The sequence below is a fragment of the Agrobacterium pusense genome, assembly GCF_013285525.1.
In the GTDB taxonomy this organism is placed as follows: domain Bacteria; phylum Pseudomonadota; class Alphaproteobacteria; order Rhizobiales; family Rhizobiaceae; genus Agrobacterium; species Agrobacterium pusense.
Genome location: NZ_CP053856.1, coordinates 2,630,451 through 2,649,437 on the forward strand (window position 1 = coordinate 2,630,451; position 18,987 = coordinate 2,649,437).

General features: G+C 59.1%; 13 protein-coding genes. 3 read left to right on the top strand and 10 right to left on the bottom strand.

The annotated features are described in order from the left end of the window. Window positions 1–38 precede the first annotated feature (38 nt). The 7 genes from HQN82_RS12730 to cyoA form a co-directional block, all read right to left on the bottom strand. Window positions 39–1,016, bottom strand: a complete 978-nt coding sequence (locus HQN82_RS12730) for an adenosine deaminase (protein ID WP_107339872.1) — start codon at window positions 1,014–1,016, stop codon at window positions 39–41. Continuing rightward, window positions 1,013–2,233, bottom strand: coding sequence for a phosphopentomutase (locus HQN82_RS12735; protein ID WP_112766032.1), 1,221 nt, complete (start codon window positions 2,231–2,233; stop codon window positions 1,013–1,015). Before HQN82_RS12735 ends, HQN82_RS12730 begins: the two co-directional genes overlap by 4 nt. A 113-nt stretch (window positions 2,234–2,346) precedes the next feature. Further along, entirely contained in the window at window positions 2,347–3,108 is a 762-nt protein-coding gene (locus tag HQN82_RS12740; protein WP_173614937.1) for an SURF1 family protein, read from the bottom strand. Between the two features lie 173 nt (window positions 3,109–3,281). After that, window positions 3,282–3,677, bottom strand: coding sequence for a cytochrome o ubiquinol oxidase subunit IV (gene cyoD / locus HQN82_RS12745; protein WP_173614938.1), 396 nt, complete (start codon window positions 3,675–3,677; stop codon window positions 3,282–3,284). Next, the gene (cyoC, locus tag HQN82_RS12750; RefSeq protein WP_006699805.1) at window positions 3,677–4,303 is read right to left on the bottom strand and encodes a cytochrome o ubiquinol oxidase subunit III; all 627 of its coding nucleotides are present in this window, start codon (window positions 4,301–4,303) and stop codon (window positions 3,677–3,679) included. Before cyoC ends, cyoD begins: the two co-directional genes overlap by 1 nt. 6 nt (window positions 4,304–4,309) lie before the next feature. After that, the gene (gene cyoB / locus HQN82_RS12755) at window positions 4,310–6,313 is read right to left on the bottom strand and encodes a cytochrome o ubiquinol oxidase subunit I (protein WP_173614939.1); all 2,004 of its coding nucleotides are present in this window, start codon (window positions 6,311–6,313) and stop codon (window positions 4,310–4,312) included. Between the two features lie 72 nt (window positions 6,314–6,385). Further along, window positions 6,386–7,459, bottom strand: coding sequence for a ubiquinol oxidase subunit II (cyoA, locus tag HQN82_RS12760; RefSeq protein ID WP_037089638.1), 1,074 nt, complete (start codon window positions 7,457–7,459; stop codon window positions 6,386–6,388). A gap of 306 nt (window positions 7,460–7,765) precedes the next feature. On the opposite strand from cyoA, the gene HQN82_RS12765 reads away from it, so the two are divergent. The 3 genes from HQN82_RS12765 (at window position 7,766) to HQN82_RS12775 (ending at window position 16,769) form a co-directional block, all read left to right on the top strand. Next, complete coding sequence (locus HQN82_RS12765) at window positions 7,766–9,094, top strand: MFS transporter (protein ID WP_004439203.1); 1,329 nt, start codon at window positions 7,766–7,768, stop codon at window positions 9,092–9,094. A gap of 404 nt (window positions 9,095–9,498) precedes the next feature. Next, on the top strand, window positions 9,499–15,003 hold the full coding sequence (locus HQN82_RS12770) for a glutamate synthase-related protein (protein WP_173614940.1): 5,505 nt from the start codon (window positions 9,499–9,501) through the stop codon (window positions 15,001–15,003). Next, window positions 15,000–16,769, top strand: a complete 1,770-nt coding sequence (locus HQN82_RS12775; RefSeq protein ID WP_112766035.1) for a diflavin oxidoreductase — start codon at window positions 15,000–15,002, stop codon at window positions 16,767–16,769. The genes HQN82_RS12770 and HQN82_RS12775 overlap by 4 nt, the downstream gene beginning before the upstream one ends. 36 nt (window positions 16,770–16,805) lie before the next feature. On the opposite strand, the gene HQN82_RS12780 is transcribed toward HQN82_RS12775, so the two are convergent. The 3 genes from HQN82_RS12780 to fabI form a co-directional block, all read right to left on the bottom strand. Next, window positions 16,806–17,399 (bottom strand): TadE/TadG family type IV pilus assembly protein, encoded by a 594-nt coding sequence (locus HQN82_RS12780; RefSeq protein ID WP_037089524.1) that lies wholly within the window; start codon window positions 17,397–17,399, stop codon window positions 16,806–16,808. Continuing rightward, on the bottom strand, window positions 17,396–17,992 hold the full coding sequence (locus tag HQN82_RS12785; RefSeq protein WP_004439213.1) for a TadE/TadG family type IV pilus assembly protein: 597 nt from the start codon (window positions 17,990–17,992) through the stop codon (window positions 17,396–17,398). Before HQN82_RS12785 ends, HQN82_RS12780 begins: the two co-directional genes overlap by 4 nt. Window positions 17,993–18,178: 186 nt before the next feature. After that, window positions 18,179–18,985, bottom strand: a complete 807-nt coding sequence (gene fabI, locus HQN82_RS12790; protein WP_022555382.1) for an enoyl-ACP reductase FabI — start codon at window positions 18,983–18,985, stop codon at window positions 18,179–18,181. Window positions 18,986–18,987: the final 2 nt, after the last annotated feature.

Sequence of the window (18,987 nt, forward strand, 5' to 3'; positions counted from 1 at the left end):
CAAGCCTTCTTCGTGGTTTTACCCTGCCAACAGCTGCATCAGGCCCCGTCGAGTTTTTTAAGCAGCCCTCCGCGCGTTGCCTCGTCAACGAAGGCACATTCCAGTGCGGTGCGGGTCATGCTGTTTATCTCGCCATCGCTGAAGCCGAACTCGTCGGCGGCCAGCGCATATTCCCGTGCAAGTGAGGTAAAGAAGAATGGCGGGTCGTCGGAGTTGATGCAGACCCGCACTCCCGCGTCGCTGAGGGCTCTCAGCGGATGGCTGGCGAAGTCGGGATAGACCTTGAGCGCAATATTGGAGCCGGGGCAGACTTCAAGGACTGTTCCGGTTTCGGCGAGCCGTGCAACGAGACCGGCATTCTCGATTGCCCGCACGCCATGCCCGATGCGGGATGGTTTGACGAGATCGAGTGCATCGGCCACGCTTTCCGGCCCGCAAACCTCGCCGGCATGAATGGTCAATCCAAGGCCGGCATCGCGTGCGATATCGAAGGCGCGCGCATAATCGGCGACGCGGCCCATGCGCTCCTCGCCCGCCATGTTGAACCCCGTCACCAGCGGATGTTGGGTGCGCGCCGCATATTCGGCCGCGGCGATCACCCGCTCCGGACCGAAGTGCCGCTCGCCTGTGACGATGATGCGGGTTTCGATACCCGTCTTGTCCCTTGCAATCCGGATGCCTTCGGCAATGCCAGCGAGATAAGCGTCGGCGCCAAGCCCGATGCGGTCGCCATGGTCGGGCGAAATGATCAGTTCGCTATAGATCGTATTGGCTTCCGCGAGTTCGGTCAGATAGGCCTCGGTGAGAACGGCATAATCCTCATCCGTCTTGAACACCTGTGCCACCGCATCATAACAACGGATGAATTCGGCGAAATCCGACCATACATATTGGCCGTTCCGCAGAAAGCTGCTGGTGTCGATTCCGTATTTTTCAGCCTGTTTCGCGACGAGGGCGGGCGGGGCCGCACCTTCGATATGGCAGTGAATTTCCGCCTTCAGCAAATGCGATGTCAAATGAAGCTCCTGCCGTGAGAACCGGCCTCGATACCTAGATGGTGGGCGATGCTTTCGCCGATATCGGCGTAGCTTGAACGAATGCCGACATCGCGCGAGCGAATGCCCGGGCCGAATGCCATGATCGGCACCCTTTCCCGTGTGTGGTCCGTGCCCCGCCACGTGGGGTCGCAGCCGTGATCGGCGGTGAGAAGAGCGATATCGCCAGGCGCCATCTTGCGGTGGATTTCGGGGATTCGCGCATCGAAAGCCTCAAGGGCGGCGGCGTAACCGGCAACGTCGCGGCGATGGCCATAAAGCATGTCGAAATCGACGAAATTGGTAAAGACGAGATCGCCGTTTGCCGCCTCGTCGATAGCCTGCAGCGTCGCATCCATCAGGGCGGCGTTGCCGTTTGCCTTGATGACGCGTGAAACGCCCTGGTGGGCATAGATATCGCCGATCTTGCCGATGGCGTGCACTTTTCGGCCGGCCTCCACAAGCCGGTCGAGCAGAGTAGGCTCCGGTGGCAGCACGGAAAAATCGCGGCGGTTGCCGGTGCGTTCGAAGGTCGCGACCGTTTCGCCAACGAAGGGGCGCGCGATGACGCGGCCTATGTTCAGCGGATCGAGCAGCTTGCGTACCGTCTCGCAGAGCGCGATGAGCCGCCCCAGGCCAAAATGCGTTTCGTGCGCGGCAATCTGGAACACGGAATCCGAAGATGTGTAACAGATCGGCTTGCCGCTCCGGATATGTTCTTCGCCGAACCGCGCGATGATCTCGGTGCCGGAAGCATGGCAATTGCCGAGAATACCCGGAAGATCCGCCTCCTCGCAGATCGCTTTCACCAGTTCCGGCGAAAACGCATCGCCCTCCGTCGGAAAATATCCCCAGTCGAACGTCACCGGCGTTCCCGCGATCTCCCAGTGACCGGACGGAGTGTCCTTGCCCTTCGAAACCTCGCTGGCGCAGCCATGCAGGCCAAAAATGCGTTCCGGCGCCTCCATGCCGGCGGGAATGTCACCACTTGCCTGCCTTGCGATCTCCAGCAGGCCGAGCGAACACATGTTCGGCAGCTTCAGCGGTCCGGACCGTAGTCCCGTTCTGTCAGCTGCACCGGCAGCGCAGAATTCCGCGATGTGACCGAGCGTATTCGCTCCAAGATCGCCATAGTGCTCCGCATCGAGCGCACCGCCGACGCCGAAGGAATCCAGAACGAGAAGAAATGCTCTTGCCATAACTCACCGAAACGAAGCTGCGCCGACGGGCATGTCAGGCCGAACTGTCGTTATAGATCAGCAAAACGTGAAGAAGGAAGGGGTTTTGTGAACCATTCGGTAAAATCGGCCGCTCAATCCTTGCCCTGCTTTGACCTCGGGGCGTTCAGATTGCGCAGCACATACCAGCCCGCCGCGACGACCATGGCCGCGAGAATGTACCAGGTAATGGCGTAGGAGAGATGGTTGTTGGGAAAGGTAAGCATTGTCTTGCCGCCGACCGGCAGACCGCCGGGATTGGGTGCCGCATCGGCATCGACATAAAACGGCGCGACGCCCGAAAGGCCAGAGGCCTGCGATATCTGCGGAATATTGCGGGAGTACCAGCGTCCATTTGCGGGGTCATTGGTGCGGAGGAAAAGCCCGCCTGTCTCGGGGGCACGCATCAGCCCGATGACCTCCGCGCGGCCTGTCGGCTGACCTTCCTGTCGCGATGACGGGTCTCGCCTGTCGGACGGGACAAAGCCGCGATTGACGATGATGCTCGTGCCATCATCTCGTCTCAGCGGTGTCATGATCCAGTAACCCGGGCCGAGATCGGTAACGGTATAGACCTGGACCTCTTTGTCGTTGAGGAAAGTGCCCGAAAGTCTCACACGGCGATATTCGTACTCCGCTGGCTCGTCGAGCGTCGGCCACTGCCCGGCGGCGGGCGCATCGGTGGGTTCCGCGTGCACACGGGCCTCGACACGCTCAATCAGGTCGAGCTTCCAGGAAAGTCTCTTGACCTGCCAGGTTCCAAGAGCCAGCAGCAGCCCTGTCAGGGCGACGGTCAGAAACAGAACGACGATGGCTGCGGGGCGAATGCCGCGCTTGGGGGGCGTTGTTTTGGTCATGTCACGGTCCTTGAGAAGCGTGTCTGGCGGAGGTGTCGTCCACCTGACCGGGCCTCATCGCCCCGAATGCGCTTCTTCCAGCAGATAACCCCATAAATCGCGCCACGATTCATGGGGTTATGTGTTGGCGCGGAAGGCGGCCTGCCGGGCTTCCGGCAGGCCGCAATTTCTGGTTAAGGCAGGTTTTTCACATCTTCGATGTGCAGCGGCATCATGTTCTTGTTCATGTTGTACATGACCCACAGCGAACCGGAGAGCGTGATCAGCAGCACCACGACGGTGAAGATCAGCGCCATGAAGGTCCAGCCGCCTTCCGACTTGGTGTCCATGTGCAGGAAATAAATCATGTGCACGAAGATCTGGATGACGCCGAGGCCCATGATGGCGATGACGAGCAGCGTCTTGTTTTCAAGGACGTCGCCCATGACCAGCCAGAAGGGGATCGCCGTCAGAATGACCGAAAGGATGAAGCCGATCATGTAGCTTTTGAACGTGCCGTGGCTCGCGCCATCATGGTGATGATTGTCGTCGCCATGCGCGTCGTGATGTGCGTGTGCTTCGGAACTCATCAAAGAACTCCCATGAGGTAAACGAAGGAGAAGACGCCGATCCAGATGACGTCGAGGAAGTGCCAGAACATCGACAGGCACATCAGGCGACGCTTGTTCGCCGCGATCAGGCCGTGCTTGGCGACCTGCACCATCAGCGTGACGAGCCAGATGATGCCGAAGGTGACGTGCAAACCGTGGGTGCCGACCAGCGCGAAGAACGACGACAGGAAAGCCGAACGGTGCGGACCGGCTCCTTCTTCGATCAGGTGATGGAACTCGTAAAGTTCGACGGCAAGGAAGGCGAGGCCGAAGAGACCGGTGATTCCGAGCCAGACCAGGGTCGTCTTTACCTTCTGCTTTTCCATTTCCAGCATGGCAAAGCCATAGGTGATGGAGGAGAAAAGCAGGAAGCCGGTGTTGATGGCGACGAGCTTGAGATCGAACAGATCCGCGCCCGAAGGTCCGGCCGCATAGCTGCGGCCGAGGACGGCGTAGGTGGCGAAGAGCACGGCGAAAATCAGGCAGTCGCTCATCAAGTAGAGCCAGAAGCCGATCGAAGTGCCGTTCTCGGGATGATGGTCTTCCTTCAGGTAAAAGACCGGTGGTTCAGCGCCGTCGACGCTTTGTGCAGGTGTATGAGCCATGTTTCGTTACGCCTGTTTCGCGAGCAGCTTGGTACGCTCCGCCTCAACCGTGGAGACGTCGGAGGCTGGAATGTAGTATTCGCGATTGTAGTTGAAGGTATGGGCGATCGAGACCGCGACGATGCCGATGAACGACAGAGCTGCCAGCCACCAGATGTGCCACACCAGGGCAAAGCCCAGCACCACGCTGATGGCGCTGATGATGACGCCCGAGCCGGTATTCTTCGGCATGTGGATTGGGATGAAGCCTTCCAGCGGGCGGCTGTAACCGCGCTTCTTCATGTCCGTCCAGGCGTCAACATCGTGAATGACGGGCGTGAAGGCGAAATTATACTGCGGCGGCGGCGAAGACGTCGACCATTCCAGCGTGCGGCCATTATAGGGGTCGCCGGTGACGTCACGCAGCTTGTCGCGCTTCAGGAAGCTGACGATGAGCTGGATGACGAAGGAGGCGATGCCGAGCGCGATCAGGAAGGCGCCGAAGGCGGCAATCAGGAACCAGATCTGAAGAGAGTTGTCTTCGAACTGGCTGAGGCGGCGGGTAATGCCCATCAGGCCGAGAATATAGAGCGGCATGAAGGCAAAATAGAAGCCGGTGAACCAGAACCAGAAGGACAGCTTGCCCCAGAACGGATCGAGACGATAGCCGAAGGCCTTCGGGAACCAGTAGACGATGCCGGCGAGAACGCCGAACACCACGCCGCCGATGATCGTGTTGTGGAAGTGGGCGATCAGGAACAGCGAGTTATGCAGCACGAAGTCCGCTGGCGGTACGGCGAGAAGGACGCCGGTCATGCCGCCGATGACGAAGGTGATCATGAAGCCGATCGTCCACAGCATCGGCACGTCGAACTTGATGCGGCCCTTATACATGGTGAAGAGCCAGTTGAAGATCTTCGCACCCGTCGGAATCGAGATGATCATCGTCGTGATGCCGAAGAAGGCATTGACGTTTGCGCCCGAACCCATGGTGAAGAAGTGGTGCAGCCAGACGATATAGGACAGGATGGTGATGACGGCAGTGGCGTAGACCATCGACGCGTAACCGAAGAGGCGCTTGCCCGAGAAGGTGGCGACGATTTCGGAGAAGATACCGAAAGCCGGCAGTACCAGAATATAAACTTCCGGATGGCCCCAGATCCAGATGAGGTTGACATACATCATCGGATTGCCGCCGAGGTCGTTGGTGAAGAAATTCGTACCAGCGTAGCGGTCAAGGGTCAGAAGCGCGAGCGTTGCGGTCAGGATCGGGAAGGATGCCACGATCAGGATGTTCGAACACAGCGACGTCCAGACGAAGATCGGCATACGCATCATGGTCATGCCCGGCGCGCGCATCTTGATGATGGTCACGATCAGGTTGATGCCTGACAGCGTCGTTCCGACACCCGCGATCTGCAAACCCCATATATAATAGTCGACCCCCACTCCCGGGCTTCCGTCGATGCCGGAAAGCGGCGGATAGGCAAGCCAGCCCGTCTGCGCATATTCACCGATGAACAGCGAGATCATGGTGATGACGGCGCCAGCCGTGGTCATCCAGAAGGAGAAATTGTTGAGGAACGGGAATGAAACGTCGCGGGCGCCGATCTGCAGCGGCACGACGAAGTTCATGAGACCGGTGATCATCGGCATGGCCATGAAGAAGATCATGATGACGCCGTGGGCGGTGAATATCTGGTCGTAGTGATGCGGCGGAAGATATCCCTCCGATCCGCCGGAGGCGATGGCCTGCTGCACGCGCATCATGATGGCGTCGGCAAAACCGCGCAGAAGCATGATAAGCGCCAGAATGATGTACATGATACCGATCTTCTTGTGATCGATGCTCGTGAACCATTCATTCCAGAGGTAGCCCCACAGCCTGAAATAGGTGATGGCGCCGACGACGGCGATGCCGCCCAGAGCCACGGCCGCGAAGGTGGCGACAAGAATGGGCTCGTGAAGCGGGATTGACTCCCAGGTTAGCCGTCCGAACAGGAACGACGTTTGATCGGAGTTGACGACCATTTTAGCCTCTTGCGATTCAAAGACGTAAATTCGGCGCGGACAGGCCGCGCCGCAGAATGCCGGGACGTATCGTCAGCCAGCGACTTGTTTGGTTTCCGGCAGCGCCGCAGGTTCGAAAGTCTGGCCTTCGATAGCAGCCGGAGTGGATTGTGGACCGCTGGCGACGCCATAAGGCGCAAGCGGGGTGCAGACGACGGAGTTAAGCGCCTTGGCGATGTCGATGCCTTCCTTGCCGCCGCCGCCATTGGCGTCGATATGCATCATGTCACGCATGCAGAGCTTGTTGGGCTCCACACAACGGTTGAGGATGGCGCTGTAGAGTTCCGGATCGACCGAAGCGAAATATTGCACCGGCTCGCGCTCCGAAGGCTTGGCGAATTCGAGATATTCCTGGCGCCCGAAGCCCTTGCCGCCTTCCTTTGCCTTGGCCACCCACTGGTCGAAGCCCTGCTGGCTGAGGCCGTGGAATTTGAAGCGCATATGCGAGAAGCCGGGGCCGGAGAAGTTGGCCGAGAAGCCGTCATAGACGCCTTCCTTGTTGATCACGGCATGCAGCTTGGTCTGCATGCCGCCCATGGCATAAATCTGGCCGGCCAGTGCTGGAACGAAGAAGGAGTTCATCGCCGTCGTGCCGGTGATCTTGAAATTGATCGGGACATCGACCGGAGCGGCGAATTCATTGACGCTGCCAATGCCGAGTTCAGGGTAGAAGAACAGCCACTTCCAGTCCATGGCCACAACTTCGACGGTGATCGGCTTGATATCGGCGGTGACCTGACGGTTCTCGTCGATGCGTTCCAGCGGCCGATAAGGGTCGAGTCGGTGGGTGGAAATCCAAGTCACGGTACCGAGCATCAGAATGATCGCGACGGGTGCCGACCAGATCACCATCTCAAGGCGCGTGGAATGGTGCCACTCTGGATCGTAATCCTCGGCCTTGGCCGACTCGCGGTACTTCCATGCGAAGAACAGCGTCAGGGCAATGACGGGAACGATGATCAGCAGCATCAAGACCGTGGACGTGATGATAAGATCGCGCTGCTGGATGGCGACGTCGCCCGAAGGATTCATGACAACAAGGTTACAGCCGCTGAGCAGCAGCATTGCCGGAATTGCCAGAAGGGCGGATAGGAGTTTTTTGATCATGCGCACGTTCTTTGAACTCGTACAGTTTGGATTATGCCGCGAATAATTGCCGAACATCATTTTTCAAATGAGGTATATTGTCGCGGTGCAGCGAAATCTTTGCGATGCACCATGTGGCGGTCAAAGCTGCGTTTACAGGCGGAGCGCGTGCATTATCGCATAGGAAGCCCGTGGGGCAAGCCTTTCTTCTCAAACTTCAATTGACGTTACGTAGGGTGCGTGTGACAATCCGTCGCATCGTAACGCAACGGAAGAGGAGCCTGCGCGTTACATGAAATGGTTCGTCCATGACGCAGGAGGAATATTATGAGTTATACGAATGCTGCTCCATCTTTTGGGCAGGCGCCAGAGGCGAACGGACACGGTGCCGGCCCCGTAAAGGTCGATCCGGATCGCATTACGATTGCAGTCATTCTTGCGAGAATGACGGAGTTTTTTGATTTTTTCATTTACGCCATCGCCTCCGCGCTCGTTTTTCCGCATGTCTTCTTCTCTTACGTGGATCCGCTGACGGCCACGCTTTATTCCTTCGCTGTCTTCTCTCTCGCTTTTATCGCAAGGCCGATCGGTTCTCTGATCTTCCTCCAGATCGACCGCAGGTTCGGCCGCGCCGTCAAGCTGATGGCCGCGCTCTTCACGCTCTGCGGTTCCACCATGGCGATCAGCTTCCTTCCATCCTATGCCGAGGCTGGCATGCTGGCTCCCTGCCTGCTGGCGGTTTTCCGTATCGGCCAGGGCCTTGGCCTCGGCGGCGCCTGGGATGGCCTTGTCTCGCTGCTCGCCATGAACGCTCCGCCGAGGCAGCGCGGCTGGTACGCCATGATGCCGCAAATCGGGGCGGCCATGGGTTTTGGTCTCGCCAGCGCCTTCTTCATCGTTTTCGTCACGCAGCTTTCCAGTGCAGAGTTTTTGGCCTGGGGTTGGCGTTTCCCCTTCTTCGTGGCGCTGGCGCTGAACGTGCTTGCGCTCTTTGCCCGCCTTCGCATGATCGTGACGCCGGAATTCCAGGCCATGCTGGAACAGCATGAACTGGAGCCGCGTCCCATGTTCAGAATGCTGCGGTCGCAGTTCCCGGTGGTTGTCACCGGCGCATTCGTGCCGCTGGCGAGCTTTGCGCTCTTCCATCTCGTCACCGTCTTCCCGCTGAGCTGGGTTTCTCTCAACACCAGCCAGCGCGTGTCGGACTTCCTCTTCGTGCAGTTCGTCAGCGCCATCATTGCCGGCGGCATGATTGTCGTTTCGGGCATTCTGGCGGATCGCATAGGGCGGCGGAAACTTCTCGCCATCGCGGCGGTCCTGATTGGTCTCTTCAGCCTTGTGGCCCCCGTTCTCCTCAGTTCCGGTGATATCGGCCGTTATCTCTTCGTGCTGATCGGCTTCTCGCTGCTGGGCCTGTCCTTCGGTCAGGCGGGTGGCGCGCTCGCCTCCCGCTTCAGCCGCGAGTACCGCTACACCGGCGCATCTTTGACCTCGGACATTTCCTGGCTGATCGGTGCCGGCTTCGCGCCGCTCGTGGCTCTCGGATTTTCGTCCAAATTCGGCCTTTTCGCGGTCGGCATCTACCTCATGTCGGGCGCCCTGTGTACGCTTATTGCCCTCTGGTTTAGCCGCACGCTCGAAATGCCATCTGAGTGATTTGGGCAATTTAAAAAACTCCTGAAGCAGTCACGCCGCGGAATCCTTTCGGATTTCGCGGCGTTTTTGTTTTTTTATTGCGCCGGATCGATTTTAATCTTGACTTTCCTAATCATGAAATATTACGTAAGCAATACTGACGTAATTCGGCGTATTTTTGCGCTTGAAAATTGACCATCAGGGAACGCGATGCGAACGAACACGATCATTATTTGCGAAAATGCGGCGATTGCCGCCCAGCCGTTTGACGGCCGCAAAACGACCGTTCTCGCCATCAAACGCCGATAAGCAGAAGAAGAGGAGCAGCCAGGTCGCCTGCGGCTCCGCCCGCAGAGCGCCGGCTGACGCGCCGGATTCGGGAAAAAGGCGATGCCGCGCGAATTGCGCAATGAGAGGAGAGAGCCTTGAGCGTGACGGAGCAAAAATTCGGCCTTTACGATGCCGCTTTTGAAAAAAGCAGCTGTGGCGTTGGTTTCATCACCCGCAAGGACGGCGTGCAGACTCACGATGTGTTGAAGCGCGGCTACGAGGCGCTCTGCGCCGTCCCGCATCGCGGCGGCATGTCGGCAGAAGGTGTCGGCGATGGTGCCGGGGTGTCGCTGGATTTGTCGCTCTCCTTCTTTCGGAAATTGACTGGCGAACACGGTTTGCAGGCCGGCCGTTTCGGCGTCGGCAATTTTTTCCTGCCGCAGAACTCCGCGTTCCATGATGAGGCGGTTGGCATTATCGGCAGCGCGCTGCAGGAGCAGGGATTTTCGGTCCTCACCGTCCGCGATGTACCGGTAAATGATGCGGCCATCCGTGCTGCCGCCATCCCTTACCAGTTGCCGATCCGCCAATGGGTTTTCTCTGCTCCGGCCGAATGCGCAACTCCGGCCGAATTCGACTGGCGTATCCACAAGGCACTGATTGCCATTGAGGCGCTTGCTTATACCGTGCCCGATCTCGCCGGCTTTTATCCGCTCTCGCTCAGCGCCCGCACGCAGGTCCTGAAGGGCCGCCTGAACTCCCATGAGGTGATGCCCTTTTTCTGCGACCTGACGGATCCGCGCCATGAAGTGCATACGATGTATTTCCACACGCGGTTCTCCACCAATACCGATCCGCACCCATCCATGGCGCAGCCTTTCCGCCTGATGGCGCATAATGGCGAACTCAACACCGACAAGAAGAACCGCCTGTCGGAAGCGGCAGTCGCCTTGGCGAAGAATGCCAGCATCGTCAGGCCGAAAGGCCAGTCCGATAGCTGCCGTCTGGACCAGACCTTGCAGGCGCGGGTTATGGAGGACGGTCTTGACCTCGTTACCGCTGTGGTCTCGATGATGCCGCCAGCCTGGGAAAACGACGACACCCTGTCGCCGGACGTGAGGGCGATGCTGGAATATTTCTCTCTCTATGAGGAGAAAAATGACGGTCCGGCCGCGCTGATCTTCGGCGACGGCACTATTGTCGGCGCGCGCCTCGATCGGCTTGGCCTGCGCCCGCTGCGCACCGTCGAGACGGACGAATATCTCTGCGTCATGTCGGAGGCCGGGCAGATCGCCTTTCCGGCGGAGAGCGTTATCCGGCGCGGCCGCATCGAGGCGGGCGGCATGCTTTATTACGACCACGCCGCGCGCCGCGCCTTTTCCACCGTCGAGGCGCTGGAGTTTCTTGCCGCGCGCCGCGACTATTCATCCCTGCTGCGCGAAGCCCGTGTCATGCTGGAGGATCTGCCGGAAGTGCCAGCGGAAAAGCAGGGCTCACCGCTGCGTTATAATGGTGATCTCGAACGTCACCAGCGTTACGTCGCCTATTCGCACAATCAGGAAAGTTTCAAATTCCTGATGGACCCGATGCTGGCTTCCGGTTCCGAAAAAATTTCGGCGATGGGATACGGCAATGCCATCAACGCGCTTTCCGATCAGGAAGGTGGGGTCGCCAAGTATTTTTCGCAGCGTTTCGCGCAGGTCACCAATCCGCCGCTAGACAGTATTCGCGAAGCTGATGGCATGACGCTACGGGTGGCCTTGGGTGCCAAGCCGAACAGCGGCGCTAAGAAGGCACGCCAGATCGTCGTGCGCTCGCCAATCCTTAGCCACCTGGACATGTTGCGCATCCGCGAGCAAACCGAGACGCCGGTGCGCCGTTTTGAAATGCTCTATGCGCCCGTCTTCGATGCAGGGGAGGCCAATGAAGCGGCATTGAGAGAGGCGATAGACGGACTGTGCGCCGAGGTCGCCGCTTTTGCCGCTGGCGAAGGTGGCATTGCCGTGATCACTGACCGGCATGTTTCCGCGCGTCGTGCCGCTTTGCCAATGATCATGGTCGTTTCCGCCATCAATCAGCGGCTGATCGAGGAAGGCCTCAGGCTGCGTGTGTCGCTGATCGTCGAAAGTGGACAATTCTCCTCCTCCCATCACATTGCAGCCGGTCTCGGCTTTGGCGCTTCGGCGGTCTATCCGCTCGCCGTGCAGTTCCGCGCCGAGGAGAAATTCGGCAGCGAAGCCGACAAGGCCTTCAAGCGCTTCGCCAAGGCGGCGGAAAAGTCGCTGATGAAGACCATGGGCAAGGTGGGCCTGTGTACGGCGGAAAGCTATATCGGGGGCGAGTTCTTCGAGCCGAACTTCCTCGATACGGAAGATGACGTGCTGAAGCGTTATTTCCCGAATGTGAAAACGCCGGTCGGCGGCGTGAGCTTCGCCGTCATCGCCCAGGCCGTGGCGGACTGGCACCGCAAGGCGCTGTCTGTAAAGGGAGAAAGCGACATTCCGCTGCTCGGTCTTTTCAAGGAGCGTGCCGAAGGGGCCGGTCATTCCTATGGCACGACGGCCGTGCGCGGTTTCGTGGATATGACGGAGGAAAGGATCGGTTTCGACAAGGGGACCGAAAACGAAGAGGCGTTACGTCTCCTGCCGCTCAACCGCTTGGAAGATGCCTTCGGTCTCGACGACGCGGCCTATTATCACACCAGTTTTGACCGGTTGACCCCGGAGGCGATCGATGCCTTCGAGGTAACGACCGGCTACCGCGCATTTGCCCGTATGATGGCGGAAGAAAGAGCGCGTCGCCCCGCCGCCCTGCGCGATGTCCTGGAATTGCCAGCGGATGTGACGTTCGCCGGTTCGGCGGAAGAGTTTCGCCGTGAAATGGGTCGGTTTTCCCGCAAGGGCAATAACAGCTTCATGGTACGGGGCTTGCTCTGCGAAGGCGCAGAGGAAGGCGCCTTCCGGCTGCGATTGACCGGCCCGCACGGCCATGAGCTTGCCAGGCTCGCAGCACTTGGCCAATCGCTGATCGATCGCTTCGGCGAGGACATAGTCGGACATTGGCTTGAAGGGGGCGCTCTTCTGGTTCAGGCGAGGGGCGAGGCTTCCGATTATCTCTCGCTTGTTCGCACCGCGCCGGCGAGCATTTCGCTCGATGCCGTGCAAAATGCCAGCGAGATCACCATGACCCTCGCCTCTGGTGCAATGAGCCATGGCGCGCTTGTCGCGGCCGCCCATGAGGCTGTGGCGCATGGCACCAACATGGTTGGCGGCATGTCAAATTCCGGTGAGGGCGGCGAGCATATCTCGCGATACGGCACCATTCGCGCCTCGCGCATCAAGCAGTTCGCATCGGGCCGCTTCGGTGTCTGGGCCGGTTATCTTGCCGATCCGATGCTGGAAGAGATCGAGATCAAGATCGGCCAGGGCGCAAAGCCTGGCGAAGGCGGACAATTGCCGTCTCCAAAGGTCACGGTGGAAATCGCCGCCGCGCGTGGCGGTACGCCGGGCGTCGAGCTTGTCTCGCCGCCGCCGCATCATGATACCTATTCCATCGAGGATCTGGCCCAACTCATCCACGATGCCAAGGCAGCGCGCGTGCGGGTCATCGTCAAGCTGGTCTCGTCAGAAGGCATCGGCACGATCGCGGTCGGTGTCGCCAAGGCGGGAGCGGATGTCATCAACGTCGCCGGCAATACCGGCGGCACGGGGGCGGCGGCCGTCACCAGCCTCAAATATACTGGTCGCGCCGCAGAAATCGGCGTTGCCGAGGTGCATCAGGCGCTTTGCGCCACCGGCTTGCGCGCCAAGGTGCTGTTGCGCTGCTCCGGCGCGCACCAGACGGCGAGCGATGTCGTAAAATCGGCTCTTCTCGGCGGGGATAGTTTCGAATTCGGCACCACGGCGCTGATGATGCTGAAATGCGTCATGGCGAAGAACTGCAACATCAAATGCCCGGCCGGTCTCACCACCAATCAGGAGGCGTTTAACGGCGACCCGCGGGCGCTGGCGCAATATCTCATGAACATCGCCCATGAAACGCGCGAGATCCTGGCCGCACTTGGGCTGCGTTCGCTGCGGGAAGCGCGGGGCCGCTCAGATCTTCTTCACCTACTCGATCATCCCGCAAGCGTTGGCCAGCTTGACCTCCGGGAAATGCTAACCGTGGTCGAGGAAGTGAAGATCGACAGCCCGGTCTATATGGAAAAGGACTTCGCGCTGGACGATGCTTTCATCGAACTCGTGCGCTCGGCACTGGTCGACGGCGGGCGCGAGAGCATCGAGCTTGGCGGCAACCGTTTCCTTAACAATTGCAACAAGAGCGTCGGCGGCCAGCTCGCCGTCGATATCGAACGTATGCTGAACCATGAGCTTTCCGACGAAGAGGCGGATGCCCTGCCGGCCGTCAGGCGGGACAGCCGTGGCCGTCGATTTCTGGAAGCGGGTTCCGTGCGCATCGATACATCGGGTTCGGCTGGACAATCCTTTGGCGCTTTCTGCAACGACGGCATGATCATGGTCCATACCGGTACCTGCAATGACGGCGTCGGCAAAAGCGCCTGCGGTGGCACCATCGTCGTGCGTTCTCCCGGCGGCGGTTCGCAGGAGGCGGGCGGGAATGTGCTGGTCGGTAATTTCGCACTGTTCGGCGCAACCGGCGGCCGCACCTTTGTGGAAGGGCAGGCAGGCGACCGTTTTGCGGTGCGCAACTCCGGCGCGACCGCCGTTGTGGAGGGCGTGGGGGATTTTGCCTGCGAATACATGACCAACGGTGCGGTGCTTAACCTCGGCAGTTTTGGCAAGGGCTTCGGCAACGGCATGAGTGGCGGTTTCGTCTATCAATACGACCCCTATGGCGACCTGCCGAAGAAAGTCAGCCACGATTCGATCCTGCTTGGCTCTATCACGGGCGAGGACGAGCAGGCGGCGATCCATCGTCACGCCGTTCACCAGCTTCTGAACTGGCACGCGGTGGAGACTGGCTCAGCGAAGGCCGCATGGCTGCTGGAAAACTGGGAGAGCGAACAGCACAATTTCGTTTACGGCATGCCACGCGCGCTGCTGCTTTATCAGGACAGTGACGAAATTCTCAAGGCCAAGCCGCGCAAGGAATTGCTGGAGGAACTGGCTTCCGCACTTGCTGCCCATCAGCTGCGGAAGTTCAAGCTGGCCTATCGAGATCGCAAGTCCGTATTGAACGGCACCGTGCCGGCCTATGGCGAAACGGATACGGAAGACATGTACGCACTGATCAACAATTACACTGTGTTGAGCATGGCGCAGGCTATCGCCTTGCAGCGATTGCCGATGGCATCGGGTCCTTCCGACGCCGCCATCGAAAAAGCGGTGCGCAATCTCATTCTTACGGAAGATTATGCTCTGATGCAGCGTCTGTTGAAATATGCGCGCGAGGCTCTTTCCGACCATAGCGACGGACAGCTTGCGGTGATGATCGCCGCCAAGCGACTTGATGACTACAAGCAGGCACTGGCGCGCCGCAACATCTGGTCGGTGGACAGTCCAGGCACCTATGGCTGGATCATTCAGCAGAGCCGCAAAAACATCGAGAAGATCGGTCATCTGCCGGGCTTCGAAGAGCTTTTCGCGGCCCGCGCCATTCCTGACCTAACCGCCGCATCCAGTCAGAACAGGGCAGCATGATGAAGATACCCTACATTCCCGAAGACGCGCCCTTTAACGGCGACCAGCGCGCCTGGCTTGCGGGTTTTTTAGCCGGGCTCCACTCCCGCGCGGCCATTGGCCTGGAGGCATCTGTCGCCGCTGCCGCTCCCGAGACGGCGGCGAGCGTGCTGAACATCCTCTTCGGCACACAGACCGGCAATGCCGAGGCGTTGGCGATGGATATCGCCGCCGCCGCCCGCACGCAGGGCATGCAGCCGGAGGTGATGGCGCTTGACGACGTGTCCATGGAGCGCCTCGGTTTGATGAAACGGGTCATTGTCGTGACCTCGACCTATGGCGAGGGTGAAATGCCCGATAATGCGCAGCTATTCTGGGAAGCGCTTGCCGCTGATGGTGCGCCACGACTGGAGGCGATGAATTTCGCCGTGCTGGCGCTGGGTGATACGGGGTATGACGGATTTTGCCAGGCCGGTAAACTCATCGATACGCGCTTTGAGCAGCTCGGCGGCAAACGTATGAAAACGCGGATTGATTGCGATATAGACTTCGAGGACGCTGCCGCCGCCTGGATCGATGAGACCCTGCCCATTGCACTTGCGCTCGATGGCGGCCAGGCGGCGACTGTCGTGACGCCTCGTCCGGCCCAACTCCCCAGGCGGGTGACACAGGAATGGAACCGGAAGAATCCCTATCTGGCGCGGCTAAGCGTCAATCACCGTCTTTCCGGTCCGGCTTCATCGAAGGAAATCAGGCATTACGAATTCGATCTCGGGGAAAGCGGCCTCAGCTATGAGGCGGGTGATGCCCTTGGTGTCGTTCCCGTCAACTGCCCGAAACTGGCTGGTGCGTTGCTCGACCATTTCGGCGCGGAGGCCGATAGCGAAGTGGCCGGGCTGGATCGTTCGGTGGGAGACGCATTTCTCCGCATGTTCGAAATCTCGACGCCCTCGCGCGAACTGGTCGCCGAAATCGGCAAGCGCGCGGGTCATGACGAACTGGCGCATGTTCTTGCGAACGGCGACAGGGAGCAGCTGGCCGCCTTTCTCTGGAGCAAGGATATTCTCGACCTGCTCAATCTTGGCGGCAGGCGTCTTTTCGATCTTGCTGAATTCGTGACTTTCCTGAAACCGCTGCAGCATCGGGCTTACTCCATCTCCTCGAGCCCCCTTGCCGCGGGAAACAGCGTGCATCTGACGATCGCCAGCGTGCGTTATCGCGCTCACGACCGCGTGCGCGGCGGCGTGTGCTCCACCTATCTGGCAGATCGGGTGGAGGCAGGGGCGACTGCCGGGGTTTTCGTTTCGCCCAACAAGGCGTTCCGTGTGCCGCAAAACGACGATGCGCCGGTTATCATGGTGGGTCCGGGCACGGGAATAGCGCCGTTCCGGGCCTTCCTGCAGGAACGGCTGGCGCGGGGCGCCACCGGCCGGAACTGGCTGTTTTTTGGTGACCAGCACCGGCAGTCGGACTTCATTTACGAGAGTGAGCTGGGTGAAATGAGCCGTGCGGGCGTGCTGACGCGTCTCGATCTCGCCTTTTCGCGCGATCAGGCGGAAAAGATCTACGTGCAGACGCGCATGCGGCAGAATGGCAAGGCGCTTTATCAGTGGCTCGAAGAGGGGGGCTATTTTTACGTCTGCGGTGACGCGACCCGCATGGCGAAGGACGTAGACGATGCCCTGCACCGGATCATCATTGACGAGGCCGGCCTCTCTGCGGAAGCAGCAAGCGAATATGTCAGCCAGCTGAAGCGCGAAAAGCGCTATCTTCGCGATGTCTACTAGCCGTCAGCGCGAGGAGATCCGGATGCAACGGTGCATTCAGCAATTGCTGCAGACTGTCTCCGCATCGCGCTGCTTGAAGAAATAATCGCGGCCGATGGTGATCGACTTGACGCCAGAGGAGGAGATGTCGGTCATGAACATCAACAGTTCATGCGGGACAGAAAGTTCGACATGGATGAGGAAGCTGTCAGCAATCAGCAGGCGGGTCGGCACCACCACCGCAGAGCCGACCGCATAGGGCCGCTGGTTCTTCTCATCCCAGGACCAGGTGATTTTCGCCTGCTTCTGGGCATCGATTTTGATACCGCTGATCTTCAGGCGGAGACCCTTCGTGCTATAGGGCGCGAAGACTGCGGATGCTACATCCCCCATGCCTGCAAGATAGGTCTTGTCTACAGAACCCGTTTTCGAAATCAGGTCGTTGATCGTCGCGGCGGCGCTGCTTGCCCGCTTGTAGGTATTGTAGCCGATGGTGAGTTCGAAGGACGTCACATAAAGTGCGAGCAATATCGGGAAAATGATCGCGAATTCCACCGCGCCAACACCGCGGCGATCTCTTGCGAAGCGTGAAGCAAGCGCAATGAAACGCAGCCTGCCTTGCGTCACGGCGGCAATCAGACCTGCCATCAGGAGCCCCCGCTTGTCGTGTATTTTTCATTCATGAAAGCGTCGGTCGCGACGATCAGGAAGTGAGAAGGCATCGATCCATCGGCCGGGCGAATTTTTGTAAGATAGGGGCGAATGATATCGGCCGTCACCCGCCAGCGATAATAGACACGCAGCATGTTGATCGTTTCCGGCCCACCCGGCTTGAAGCCGAATTGCGCCGTATCAAGATCGTAATATTCTCCGAAGGCCTTCAAAGGTATGGCGGTGGGGATATCCTTGAAGGTGGTGAAGGAGCGAAGATCGATATAGAGCTTCTGTTCCGTTTTGATCTCATCCGCGGAGCACGTGATTATCACCGAGACTTCGTTGCAGAAGTTCTTTCGGAAGTCTTCTTTCGAAATTGAACTGCTGATCTGCCCCGTCCTCAGCCGCCGGGCCATGCTTTCGGTGGCATTGACGACCACCTGCTCCGCGATCATGGCGATGAAGGTTTCAATGATTGCGAAAACAACCAGGAAATAAGGGATGGCGAGGATCGCGAATTCGATGGCTGCGGTCCCGTCGCGCGAAACTCCGAATTTTTCCAGCAATGGCTTCAGTTTGGCCAGTCGCATGAGGCAGTGTCGATCTCTAAGCATATGCGGCAAGCGCAACCGTTGAATTGTTGCGGACCATAATCAACCGATGTTTAAAATCAGTTACCTCGGTGATTTATACTTTAGTGATTTATGAAAATGACACAGACGCCAAATGAAAAAAGCCCGGCACGGTGCCGGGCTTTAATAAACGAGGGACGGTGATTATTCCGCGTCCGCTTTGGACAGAACCTCGAGCGTGGGTGTCGAGGTGATATTATAGCCGCAGTCTACGTAATGGCACTCACCCGTCACGCCGCGCGAGAGGTTGGACAGAAGGTAGAGCGCAGACCCGCCGATATCGTCGATATCCGCCGTCCGTCTCAGCGGCGCGTTCTTCTGGTTCCATGCGTAAATGGCGCGCGCGTCGGAGATGCCGGCACCCGCAAGCGTGCGGACGGGACCGGCTGAGATGGCGTTGACGCGAATGTCCCGCGGGCCGAAATCGGCAGCGAGATAACGCACGGAAGCCTCAAGCGCCGCCTTGGCAACGCCCATGACGTTATAGTTCGGAATGACGCGCTGCGAACCGTTATAAGTCAGTGTCAGCATGGAGCCGCCATTCGTCATCAGCTCGGCGGCGCGCTTGGCGATTTCCGTGAAGGAGAAACAGGAAATGACCATGGTGCGGCTGAAATTCTCGCGCGTCGTATCCGCGTAAAGGCCCTTCAGCTCGTTCTTGTCGGAGAAGCCGATGGCATGCACGACAAAATCCAGCGCGCCCCATTTTTCGCGAATCGTCTGAAACAGCGCGTCCACAGAAGCGATATCTTCGACATCGCAAGGCACGATGAAGTCGGAGCCAAGTTCCGCGGCGAGCGGTTTGACACGCTTGCCGAGCGCTTCACCCTGATAGGTGAAGGCCAGTTCCGCGCCCTGTGCCGCAAGTGCCTTGGAGATACCCCAGGCGATGGAGTGATTGTTAGCGACGCCCATGATGAGGCCGCGTTTACCCTGCATGATGCCGTTCATGG